10 protein-coding genes are annotated in these 12,309 nt (G+C 47.8%); 2 read left to right on the top strand and 8 right to left on the bottom strand.

The annotated features are described in order from the left end of the window. Positions 1-55: 55 nt before the first annotated feature. Complete coding sequence (locus tag P2W84_RS00620) at positions 56-2,386, top strand: TonB-dependent receptor (protein ID WP_276088157.1); 2,331 nt, start codon at positions 56-58, stop codon at positions 2,384-2,386. A 6-nt stretch (positions 2,387-2,392) separates the two neighbouring features. Further along, positions 2,393-3,187, top strand: a complete 795-nt coding sequence (locus P2W84_RS00615; protein ID WP_276088156.1) for a DUF4249 domain-containing protein — start codon at positions 2,393-2,395, stop codon at positions 3,185-3,187. Positions 3,188-3,208: 21 nt separating this feature from the next. On the opposite strand, the gene P2W84_RS00610 is transcribed toward P2W84_RS00615, so the two are convergent. The 8 genes from P2W84_RS00610 to P2W84_RS00575 all read right to left on the bottom strand — a co-directional run bounded on the left by P2W84_RS00610 (position 3,209) and on the right by P2W84_RS00575 (position 12,247). Continuing rightward, on the bottom strand, positions 3,209-4,075 hold the full coding sequence (locus P2W84_RS00610) for an aldose 1-epimerase family protein (protein ID WP_276088155.1): 867 nt from the start codon (positions 4,073-4,075) through the stop codon (positions 3,209-3,211). A gap of 16 nt (positions 4,076-4,091) precedes the next feature. Further along, positions 4,092-5,075: an MlaD family protein gene (locus tag P2W84_RS00605; protein ID WP_276088154.1), complete on the bottom strand. Its 984-nt coding sequence runs from the start codon at positions 5,073-5,075 to the stop codon at positions 4,092-4,094. A gap of 5 nt (positions 5,076-5,080) precedes the next feature. Further along, positions 5,081-5,851 (bottom strand): ATP-binding cassette domain-containing protein, encoded by a 771-nt coding sequence (locus P2W84_RS00600; RefSeq protein ID WP_276088153.1) that lies wholly within the window; start codon positions 5,849-5,851, stop codon positions 5,081-5,083. Between the two features lies 1 nt (position 5,852). Then, positions 5,853-6,617, bottom strand: coding sequence for an ABC transporter permease (locus P2W84_RS00595; RefSeq protein WP_276088152.1), 765 nt, complete (start codon positions 6,615-6,617; stop codon positions 5,853-5,855). Positions 6,618-6,731: 114 nt separating this feature from the next. Continuing rightward, positions 6,732-8,897: a S9 family peptidase gene (locus P2W84_RS00590; RefSeq protein WP_276088151.1), complete on the bottom strand. Its 2,166-nt coding sequence runs from the start codon at positions 8,895-8,897 to the stop codon at positions 6,732-6,734. A gap of 2 nt (positions 8,898-8,899) precedes the next feature. Then, the gene (locus tag P2W84_RS00585; protein ID WP_276088150.1) at positions 8,900-10,762 is read right to left on the bottom strand and encodes an LTA synthase family protein; all 1,863 of its coding nucleotides are present in this window, start codon (positions 10,760-10,762) and stop codon (positions 8,900-8,902) included. 8 nt (positions 10,763-10,770) lie between these two features. Then, complete coding sequence (locus tag P2W84_RS00580; protein WP_276088149.1) at positions 10,771-11,451, bottom strand: hypothetical protein; 681 nt, start codon at positions 11,449-11,451, stop codon at positions 10,771-10,773. Positions 11,452-11,467: 16 nt separating this feature from the next. Beyond that, complete coding sequence (locus P2W84_RS00575; protein ID WP_276088148.1) at positions 11,468-12,247, bottom strand: enoyl-CoA hydratase-related protein; 780 nt, start codon at positions 12,245-12,247, stop codon at positions 11,468-11,470. Between the last annotated feature and the right edge of the window lie 62 nt (positions 12,248-12,309).

The raw sequence follows: 12,309 nt of genomic DNA, 5'->3' as shown, positions 1-12,309 counted from the left end.
ATAAAGGTAAAGTTTGCAAGTTTTCTTTGTTACTTTTACGGTCCAACGGATTGCTATGTCAAATATACTGAGGCTTATACCTGCTTTTTTTATCTTACTTTCCTTTTGTCAGTCTACTTTAGCCCAGAACCGGTTTGCCATCAGCGGCACCGTGAGTGATGCATCAAGCGGCGAGACGCTGATCGGTGCCAGTGTTAAGGTTAGCGGACCATCCAATGGCGGTGCGGTGACCAATGCCTATGGTTTTTACAGCTTACAGATGCCCTCCGGAGATTATGAAATTACGGTGAGCTTTGTGGGTTATAAGACTGTTCAGCAACCCTTAAAAATAAACGGCGCCCAGAAACTTAATTTTTCGCTGACAGCGGACAGTCAGCTTGATGAAGTGGTCATTACATCTGAAAAAAGGAATGACAACGTTGTTAACCCACAAATGGGGTTACAAAAGCTCACCGTAAGAGAGATCAATAATGTACCTGTACTCCTGGGCGAACGCGACGTATTGAAGACGCTTCAGCTGTTGCCCGGCATCAAGGCGGCGGGAGAAGGCAACAGCGGGTTTTATGTCAGGGGAGGCGCTACTGATCATAACCTGATCCTGCTTGACGAGGCTCCGGTTTACAACGCATCGCATCTGCTCGGCTTCTTTTCCACGTTCAACTCGGATGCGATTAAGGATGTGAGTGTTTATAAAGGGGGAATGCCTGCGCAATACGGAGGCAGGCTGGCTTCGGTACTGGATATCAAAATGAACGAAGGTAACCGTAAGGAATTTACGGCAGAGGGCGGGATCGGACTGATCTCGTCGCGGGCCAAGATCGAGGCACCGATCGTAAAAGATAAAGGGTCCTTTATGATCAGTGCGCGGAGAACTTACCTGGATGCCTTTCTTGCGCTTTCGCCGGATAGTTCTATAAATGGCAACACGCTTTATTTTTATGATGTCAATGCGAAGGCCAATTATCAGCTGGACGACAGGAATACTTTATATCTTTCAGGTTATTTTGGAAGGGACAAGCTGGGCCTTAACGAGACGTTTGCCTTTAACTGGGGCAATTCTACCCTGACCTTTCGCTGGAATCACCTGTTCAGTGACCGTTTGTTCTCCAATACGTCGCTTATTTACAGCAATTACGATTATGTGATCAGCAACCTGATCGCTGAAAACAGTTTTGAGGTCAATTCGTCCATTAAGAACTTTAATTTCAAACAGGATTTTGAGTACAGTGCAGGCAATAGTCACCGTGTTAAGTTCGGCCTGAATGCGATACGTCATTCCATTGAACCCGGTAAGCTCACCTCCGGAGCAAGTTCAAGTGTCAATGAACAGGATTATGAAGACAGAAAGGGATATGAACTTGCAGCCTATGTGTCTGACGAATGGGCGGTTAGTGACAGGATTAGTGTCGTTTACGGGCTCAGGATGAGCAGTTTTCTGCCGACAGGACCCGGAGACTTCAAAACCTATGACGAAGATGGCAATACTGTCGATATCCTTTCTTATGGGAATAATGAAATTGTCAGGACTTATTTTAACCTGGAGCCCAGGCTCTCCGCTAATTTTCAGCTGAATACGAGCAGTTCGCTGAAGGCAGCCTATACCCGGAATACCCAGAATATACACCTGATGTCCAACTCAACGACAACTTCGCCTACAGACCTGTATATTATGAACAGCAACAATGTAAAACCTGAGATTGCAGACCAGCTGGCAGCCGGGTATTTCAGGAATTTCAATGACAACAGGTATGAGTTTTCGGCAGAGATATATTATAAATTGATGCAAAACCAGATCGAATACCGTACAGGTACTGATCTTCGCGGTAACGCCAATGTGGAGGCCGACCTGCTGTATGGAAGGGGACGGGCCTACGGCGTAGAGCTCTTCCTGAAGAAAAGGTTCGGGAAATTCAACGGATGGGTCGGCTATACCTTATCGAAGACCGAACGGCAGTTTGACGCGATCAACAATACCCGGTGGTTCAATGCCAAACAGGACAGGACACATGACTTGTCCCTGGTAGGAATTTATAAGGTTTCATCCCGCTGGACTTTTTCTTCTGTATTTGTTTATAACACCGGAAATGCAGTTACCTTCCCAAGTGGTAAGTACCAGATCAATGGAAGGACGGTTTATTATTATACGGAAAAGAATGGTTACAGGATGCCGGATTATCACCGCCTTGACTTGTCCGCTACACTGGAGGGCAAGCCGGGAAGGAAAGTTCAGTCCAGCTGGTCGTTTGGCCTTTACAATGTCTATAACCGGAAAAATGCATTTTCAATTGATTTTAAGGACAATGAAGATGACCAGACCAGAACTGAGGCTGTGCGTACCACATTATTCGGCATTATTCCTTCGGTGACCTGGAATTTTAAATTTTAAGATGCTATGAAAAAGAACCTGTACCTGATCGTCTGTTCTCTTATCTTGCTATACGGCTGCGAAGAGGTAATCGAGTTAGATCTCGATAACGCAGCGCCGCGTATTGTTATTGACGGCGCTATTAATGATCAGTATGAACGCCAGACCGTGAGGGTCAGCAAGACCTATAAATTTACAGAGCCTAACCGGTTCAACGGGCTTAGCGGGGCAAGTGTAGTGATGACCAGCGCAGACGGGGATGTGTTTAACTTTACCGAAAGCCAGACCAATCCCGGAGTGTACCGGAGTGCCAGGCTGCGTGGCAAACAAGGGATGACCTACACCCTTAAAGTAACTGTGGAAGGAAAAACTTATACTTCTGTTTCTGAAATGCCCCTCAGTGTTTCGCTGGATTCACTCACCTTCCGTCAGTACACCTTCTTTGGTGAGGTAAAGACTTATGTTGCCGCCAATTATGAAGATCCGGGCTATATTCAGAACTATTACAGGTACCTGCTCAGGATAAAGGGCAAAACAGAGAAGGATGTTGTGGGAGAAGACCGGTTTAATAATGGTAAACAGGTCGCGAACGTGTTGTATTATGCACTGAATGACCTGAATAACGGCGATACGATCCATGTGGAGATGCAAGGTATCAACCGGCAGGTGTACAGGTACTTTTATACGCTGGAGCAGATATCCGGGGATGGCGGGCCTCCTGTCGCACCTGAAAATCCGCCGTCAAACTTCGATAACGGGGCCCTGGGTGTATTTAATGCCTACACGTCCAGCAAGCGGATGGCAATTATCAAAAAGCCCTGATCCGGCATTGAACAGGTAACCTCAGAATGCGGTGACTGCCCAGCTGCGTTGCCAGCGCTCACCTGGTGCCAATTCCTGTATGCCTTCCTTATCCTTCAGCTGCTGATCATGGCCGGTGCTGTCGGCAATACCGCACCAGGGTTCCAGACATACAAAGTCTGCATCTTTGGCTGACCAGATACCAAAAAAGGGAAAACCCTCAAAATCAAAATGAATGCCTTCAGGGGCCTTATTGCACCTTAGCGAGATACGGTTGCTTTTCAGGGTTTTGACGACCAGTGCATCCTCGTAAAAAAGTTTATGGCTCAAGGGAAGTTTACGGTCAGTCAGCATCAGCGTCTCGGTATGTTCAGAGATCAGGTCATGGTCTATTTTATGGCAGACCAGCTCATGGTCATCACTGAACTCCAGGAAATAGTCGTCGTAGGTGATATCCGCATTTACAGGTACGGCGAAAGCGGGATGGCCGCCCACCGAAAATAAAAGCGGGAACTCAGATGGGTTGACTACTTCATAAGTACAGGATAATCGGGTACCTTCTAACCGGTAATGAATGTAAAACCGGAATTTAAAAGGGTAGACGCGGAGTGTGTCCTCATCGTCGGATAGGGAAAAAGAGACCTCAGTGCTGCTTTTTTGCGCAACAGCAAACGTTCTGTCCCTTGCAAAGCCATGTCTGGAAAGATGGTACTGATGTCCGTTATATGCATAAGTATTTTCTTTAAGTGCCCCTATTACGGGAAAAAGCACCGGACTGTGTTTTCCCCAATAAGCCGGATCACCGCCCCACATATATTCCCTGTTGTTTTCCTTCAGTAAAAAATGCTGAAGTTCAGCGCCTTTTTCACTCAGTGTTACGCTGGCATACTCATTTTGCAATACGATCATCTTTTTCCGGATCAGGTTACTGTTTATTTCCCTCTGCTTCTGCCTTGGCCTTTTTACGAAAGAAGCCCCTCAACAGGAAGTTGTGTTGCAGTGCTTCCAGGTTTTCATCCAGCTTTTTGCTGCTGGTCTCCATATTCAGCATAATGGCCTTTACCTGTTCTGCCGTCTTCTGGTCGTTGAGCAATACGCCGATGGCATTATCGCTCTGGTTCAGTTTGGCTGAAGCCTTGTTCAGGTTTTCGGTCAGCGCAGCTGCAGAGCCCGCGGTCTTTTGCAGTTCGTCTACCGAAGACTGAAGCCTGGCAAATACGACAGTATCCGTAAGCACCTTGTCCGCAAAACCGCCCTTGGTATTCAACGTTTTGCTGAAGGTATTCAGCTCCGCCGCCATTTTGTTGGCAGAAGCGGTGGTATTTTTCAGATTGGCCACGATTTTCTTAAAGTCCTCGGCAACCTGCTGGTCGGTGAGGAGCGTGCCCGCAGTGCCCTTTCCTTCAACCAGGCTTTTCGCCAGTATCTTAAAATCAGAGGTCACTTCTACCAGGTTCTTATTGTTTACCTGGAATGTTTTCATGATGTCGTCGGTCGACAGCGTAGAATTGACCCGCAGGCGGTCACCGTCTTCCACGAAGGGGAACTTTGGTGTGCCGCCGGTAATGACGATGATCTTATTGCCGATCAGACCATCTGAACTGATACTGGCGGCTGCGTCCTTGTGGATGTATTTGTGGGCCTGTTCCTCGATGTTTAAAAAGACCTGTACCTGGGAAGTGCCGTAGAACTGGATCTTTTTTATGGTTCCGATCTTGACCCCGGAAAACCATACGTTGTTCCCTGACTTCAGTCCCTGTATATCATCAAAGATCACGTCCACGGTAAAGCTGTTTACAAAAGCCTTCTTCTGGCTGCCCAGTGTAAAGACCCCGACCACAAATATGGCCAGTCCAAGAAAGATAAATATTCCAACGGTAATCTTACGGCGGTTATCTGATGCCTGCATAATCCTTATTGAATAAAATTGTAATCGTAAAATGGTTTAACCCGCTGATCATCGGTCGCAAAAACCTCTTCAAACGTTCCCTGCCGTTCGAAGCGTCCGTCCAGCAGCATTGCGACACGGTCGCCTACTGCCTTGGCACAGGTCAGGTCATGGGTAATGATGATCGAGCTGGTATGAAAGCGTTCCTGCACCTCGTTGATGAGGCTGTTGATCTCGAGGCAGGTGATTGGGTCAAGCCCGGCCGTAGGTTCGTCATACAGCATAATCTCGGGCCGCAGGATCAGTGTCCTTGCGATACCGATCCTTTTTCTTTGCCCGCCCGAAAGTTCCGAAGGCATCTGATTGATGGTCTGGAGCAAGCCGACCGCGTCCAGCATCTCCTCTACTGCGCTGTTTACTTCGCCGCGGGTGAGCCGGCGCTGGTTACGGACAAGCGGAAATTCCAGGTTTTCCCTTACGGTCATGCTGTCGTACAATGCGCTGTTCTGAAAAGAGAAGCCAACTTTCAGCCTGAGCTCCAGCAATTCCCTGTAGGAAATCTGGTCCACAATGCGGCCGAGCACCTTAACCTCGCCCGCATCAGGGGTCAGCAGGCCGACAATGATTTTGATCAATACCGACTTGCCGGTACCGGATTTGCCGAGGACGACCAGGTTTTCCCGCTTGTATAAGTCAAGGTCAACACCACGGAGTACCTGGTAGTCACCGAAGGACTTGTGCAGTCCTTTAATCTCTATGACCTTTTCCCTGTCTATATCTGTAGTTTTACTCACCATATTATGTCCTGAACAAACCAAAAAACTGTACGGATACGACCTCTTCAATGAAGATCAGGAACATGCCGATGACTACTGAAGAATTCGCTGCCTTTCCGACGCCTTCAGTACCTTTGGAAGAATAATAGCCCTGATAGCAGCCAACAACTCCTATCGTGAACCCAAAGAGTACAGCTTTTATCGTAGAGGCGGTAATGTCAAGAAAGGTGATGGATTCCAGTGAAGCCTGGAAAAAAAGCCTTGCACTGGTACCTTCGCTCATGGCTACATTCAGAAGTGCACCCAGCATACCTACCAGTGCGGTATAAAAAGTAAGGATAGGGATGGTAATGGTACATGCCATGACCCGTGTGCTGACCAGAAACTTAAATGGATTCGTAGCAGAGACTTCCATCGCATCGATCTGCTCTGTCACCCGCATGGAACCCAGCTCAGCACCGATACTGGAACCCACCTTTCCCGCCGCGATCAGCGAGGTCAGGAGCGGGGCAAGTGTTCTCAGCAGGGCGATGCCGACAAGAGATGGCAGCCATGATGTCGCCCCGAATTCTGCAAGTGAAGGCCTGGACTGCTTGGTAAATACAATCCCGGTAATAAAACCGGTCAGTGAGATCAGGGCAAGGGACTTGTAGCCGATGTCATAGCATTGCTTCAGGAGCTCCCGGCCTTCATAAGGCGGCATGAAAGCCTCCTTGAAGAATCTGCCCATGAACTGAAAAACATCACTGAGCGTAATAAACATCTGAGATAATCCCTTATTCTTCATGCAAGCAATTCGTCGTAATAGATATACGGCGCAAAGCTATCAAACTATGCGCCATAATCTGCAAAGGTATTTACTTTCTTACACAAAAAGTCAGGATGCCCAGGTTTTACGTTTTTAGCGGCCTCCCGGAGGGCAGTAGGTTTGCAGGAACTTAGTATAGGTCAGCGCCAGGTGCTGGAACGTACCTTCGCCTTCACTGATGCTGTGTGTGCGGTTGGGGTAAGACATCATCTGAAACCATTTACCATGTCTGATCAGCGCATTGATCAGCATTTCCGCATTCTGATAATGTACGTTGTCATCGCCGGTGCCGTGAATATACAGCAGGTTACCTTTCAGGTTACCGGCATAGGTTACCGGAGAACCTTTAACATAAGCTTCAGTCGACTTTAACGGCGACCCCATATAACGTTCCTGATAGATGTTGTCGTAGGTCAGCTGATTGCCCACTGCGGCTATCGCAATGCCCGTTTTGTAAATTTCAGGGTACTGGAACATGAGGTTGAGGGTTGAGGACCCGCCACCGCTCCATCCCCATACCGCAACGCGGTTTTTGTCGATAAACGGCCATTCCAGTATTTTTTTTGCGCCCATTGCCTGGTCGCGGATGTTCAGACGACCGATATTCTGGAAAATGCTTTTACGCCATTCCCGGCCTTTCGGAGCTGGTGCGCCACGGTTCTCCAGGGATATGTATACATAACCGTCACCGGGCATATTGCCTGCATAGAGGCCATTGTGCCCGGTACCCCAGGTATCTTTTACGGTTTGTGAGGCGGGTTCACCATATACGTAGAATACAACAGGGTACTTCTTTGTCTGGTCGAAATTATCCGGCTTTTTCATCCATCCGTCCAGTTCGATTCCATCTTCAGTCTTAATCCTGAAGAACTCTACCTGATTTCTGCCGGGTTTGATCCTGCCCAGCTGGTTGGTAATGCTGCCTTCCATTGTCAGCGGGTTCAGGGTAGTCAGTTTCATCCATTCCGTCAGGCGGGGAACAGCTGCGCTCTGATAGGTATGTCTGGCAAACACGCCGTTGGGAGAAATGTCGTAATCGTGTGTTCCGGGCAGAATGGAAGGTGTAACCATCTCCGGTTTTGCCCCACCGCTTAATTTGGTCTTGTACAGGTATTTCTGGGTAGCATTGGAAGGGGAGGCCAGGAAATAGACCACTCCGTTCTTCTCATCGACCAGTGATTTCTCAATCACGTCGTAATTTCCGGCAGTGATCAGTACCTGTTTCTTTCCGTCCCTGCTGATCCGGTAAAGGTGGTTCCAGCCGTCTTTTTCGCTTGACCAAATAAATTCCTTTCCGCCATTGATCCAGTCCCATCCTTTACCTGCATCGACCCAGGCTTTGTCCGTTTCGGTATAGATCAGTTTTACCGTACCTGTCCCTGCATTGGCCACGTAAAGTTTGCTGACATTCTGTTCGCGGTTCAGTTGCTGCAGGATCACCTCATTGCTGCCGGGTATCCATTCCATCCTGGGAATGTAGTGCTGTACCTGATCGCCTGGTACTGCCAGCCAGTTTGTCTTCGCCGTTGCAATATCAACGATCCCCAGCTTGCAGGATGAGGGGTCCTGGCCGACTTTGGGGTATTCCACGGGTATGGTATAGGAGTATATGGAATCCGTATTATTGATCATCAGGAAATTCCTGATCCTGGAAGCGTCTATCTGCCAGTAAGCGATGGATTTACCGTCCGGACTCCATCTGAACCCGTCCCGGCAGTCAAATTCTTCCTCATAAGCCCAGTCAAAGGTTCCGTTGATTAGCCGTTCTGTGCCATCTGTCGTCAGCGCCTTGCTGGTTTTCGCAGCCAGGTCCTCTACGTAAAGGTTATGTTTACTTACATAAGCTACTTTCGTTCCGTCAGGTGAGAATTTTGCAAACATCAGGGAAGAAGCCGGCCTGTCCTTACCTACCTGGACAATTTGTCCGGTTTTCAGGTCGGCTACATAATAATCGCCGCGGGTCTCATAGCGCCATACCTTTTTACTGTTGGTATAAAGCAATATTTTTGTCCCGTCTTCTGAAACCTGGAAATCTTTAAAATTACTAAGTGGGTTACCCCCCTGGCTATACAGCGTATTCCTGTCAATAATTATCTTTCTTTCATTGCCCGGCAGTGAGACCGTGACCAGCTCACCGTTGTAAATTTCATAATAGGCATTGCCGTCCCTGGTCCATCTGATGTCCTGGGCACCGGCTGAAAAAGATAAAACCGTTGCCAGCAGCAGGAAAAGTCCAAAAAAAAGATTTCTGATGTTCATATCTATAGATCAATAAATTCCTGGTAGATCACTTGCAGGTAAGCTTTTGCATCCTCGAGTAACGCATTCCCGTTTACCTGATCACGGGGGTCACTGTTGTACAGAACAAGCTTGCCTACATTGTCAAATGTAATACATTGCCGGTTATCCGTAAAGCCCATTCCGTTGTCCCAGCTAAAAAAAGCAAACTGCCTGGTGTAAGGGTTGAGCAGGTTCTTACTCCAGATGAAACCTGTTGCAGGTATATCCAGCTGTCCAAGCAGCGTCGCTGCGATATCGGCCTGGCTGCCGGTCTGCGTAAAATTGCGGCCCTTATACTCATCCCTGATCACATCGCCATAGAAAAGCAGCGGGATATGATAACGTTCGGGCTTAAAGATGTCATAGCGTCCCTTTGGTTCCGGATGGCCATGGTCAGCTACGAAAATGAACAGGGTGTTTGCATACCAGGACTGCTTCTTCGCGGATTCCAGGTAGGCATGTATGCAGGAGTCTGTATAATAAGCGGTGCTTTTGAACTTCTGTCTGTTGTCTGCGCTGCCAAACCTGGGCTTGCCGGGCAAAACATAGGGTTCATGATTGGTTAAAGTCAGCAGACTTGAAAAGAAGGGTTGCTTTTCGTGGTTCAGGTCGGCCAGCTGTCTGCTGAACACCGCCTCATCAAACTGACCCCAGGGAGACCTGGCAGGTGTAGAGAAGGAATTCCTGTCCACCAGCCTCTGGTAATCGTGGCTGAGTATAAAGGCCTTGTAGTTGTCAAATTCAGATTCGCCACCATAGTAAAAAGAAGTGCGATAACCATTCCTGAATAATGGCTGGGCGATGGCGGGCAGCTTCTGCATCTTTTCCGGCCATTTTACAATGCTTCCTGCCGCCAGGGTAGGGAAGCCTGCCAGCGAGGCCACCAGTCCCTTGTCGGTACGGCTACCCGAAGCATAGATGTTGCTGAACAGTACCCCTTTACTGATCATGTCGTCAAAATGAGGGGTGATGTCCTGCTCACCTCCAAGCGTCCTGGTCAGGTCGGCCGTGAAGCTTTCGATCACGACCAGGATTACGTTCGGACGGTCTGTTTTCAATATATGCAGGGTACTGTCCTTTTTTACGGCATACAAGTCACGGACCCTTCGCTGTGCTTCGTCCCTGCTAAAATACAGATACGGATTGTGATTGGTTTTTCTTGCTGCAAGTATGCTGGAGAGTAAGTTCCATTCTGTATTCACGGCGGCATGGTTCAGTAACTGGTCCTTGCTGAAGTAGCCCATACTTTGATTGATCGGAGAACCTCTTAAGCCACCTCTGATGAGCGCGAAACATCCCAGCAGCAGCATAGGAACAATGGCGATCCGGAGCCACAACGGCGTTTTCGGAAAACTGAGCTCACGCCCGGCGACATAGCGTTGCAATACAAAGCCCGTAAAGGACAATAAGACAAGCAGAGATAGCGAAAGGGCAATGGGAGAAGAAACACTGGATGCCAGCGCTTCGTTGGGCGTGGAGATTGCAAAACCAAGGGCTTTGGCGTTCACTTTACTTCCCCATTCCCGGTAAATGTTGAAATTGACCACCGAAATGATACTGAAGAGGACTACCAGTATGTTGTTGTAGGTGCTCAGCCACTTGAGGGTGACGGTCTTACGACCAGTCAGCATCCAGAAAATATAACTGAACAGCGGGATCGCCAGGATATAGGCAATCATCGACAGGTCGAGTGAAAGTGCGTGATAAAAAGTTGCCGCAATCTCTGAAAAAGGTATTGCGGCAATTTTTTTTGCATTGATCAGCAGGAAGGTCAGGCGATCAAATAAGAAGAACAGTAACCAGAACAGGAAGAACCTGCAAAAAAAAAATATGTTCCGGAGCATGTTCAGGCTTAACGTCCTCCTCCGCTTTGCATGGCCTTCATTTCAGCCATCGTCTTCAGCTCATAACCCCGTGGGATATCAAGGGAAAGCGGAGGCACCTGCTCTGCTTTGATGCTTTTGAGTGTAAGTACAGACCTGATGCCGTTCTGGAACATGGTGAATTTGACAAGGGTTCCCTTGACGTCTTTGTATTCAGCTTCCTTATATCCTTCCGGAAGTTCGATGTCGGTTGAGGCCCAAAGTTCATAATCTCCACCCTTATCGTCCTTGTGCGTGTATTTTTCAGCATTGTAGTTGCCTATCTTCTGCTTTTCTCCGGTTGCCTTGAAGTCAGAGAATTTAGGCGAGCCTTCCTTTCCCTTTTCCATTTCCTCTTTGCTCATTTTTACTGCATATTGTTTTTGAACGATCGGAATATCTACCAGCAACAAACCGGTCTTTGAGGTTTTATCTGAAATAATCTTGATAATTGCAGGTCCCTGTTCCATTTCGATTCTGGAAAGATTGTCCTTGAACTTGATCACGGTTTCTTTGGGAAGAAAATTCGCCATTTGCTGCTGGTCAGCAGTCAGGTTATACTCCATGCCATAGGTGATCACTCCTTCGCTGATTTTTTGCTGGGCTTTTACAATAATAGCGGTACTGATGAGTATTAATGCCAATACTCCGGTTTTTATCGATTTAAACATATATTGAAGTTAAGCTTTACCATTCTATTTTTTCTTTGTTAAGGAAGGCTGTGATGCCTTTTTTAAAATCTTCGCTATCCCTGGCCCTGGCATTGATGCTGACTGCCATTGCCAGGCGTTTTTCCAGTGAGGGGTTATTGGTCTGTCCGATCAGCTGTTTGGTCACCATCAGGGAGTTCGCCGAAGTTTCACTGCACAAACTTAATGCAAATTCTCTCACTTTCAGACCAATATTTTCTTTGTTTGTTACATAGGTAATCAGTCCCAGCTGAAGCGCTTCTTCTGCCGGGAAAAGTGACCCGCTCAGCAACAATCGTTTGGCAATGGTCTCATTGGTCTTAGCCAGCAGGAAGCAGGAAACTATCGCCGGAACAAAGCCAAGTTTCACTTCGGTATAGCCAAATTGTGCCTCCGGCACCGCAAATGTGATGTCGCATACCGTTGCGAGCCCGCAACCCCCGGCTATGGCATGTCCTTCTACCTGTGCGATCACTACCTTTGGAAGGTAATAAATCGTGGTGAACAATTGCTTCAGCCGTTCTGAATCTGCCAGGTTTTCCTCGTAGCTGTTTTCCCGGATCTGCTGAAGATAGGACAGGTCTGCGCCTGCACTGAAAGCACTTCCGCTGGCATTGAGTATGATTACTTTTACTTCTTCATCCTCAGCGGCACGGTTAAAGGCTGAAGTCAGCTGTTCGACGACATCAGGGTTCAGGGCATTCTTTTTTTCCGGTCTGTTGAGTGTAATTGTGGCAACGCGCTCTTTTACGCTGTACAAAACAAGGGATTGTGCCATGCCGCTTAAAGTTTCGATATCAATATTAAGTTATCCAAACATAAATAAAATCTTCGATAATT

It is taken from the genome of Pedobacter sp. JY14-1 (assembly GCF_029269825.1).
Lineage (GTDB): Bacteria > Bacteroidota > Bacteroidia > Sphingobacteriales > Sphingobacteriaceae > Pedobacter.
This window is presented reverse-complemented; position numbering and strand designations above follow the sequence as displayed.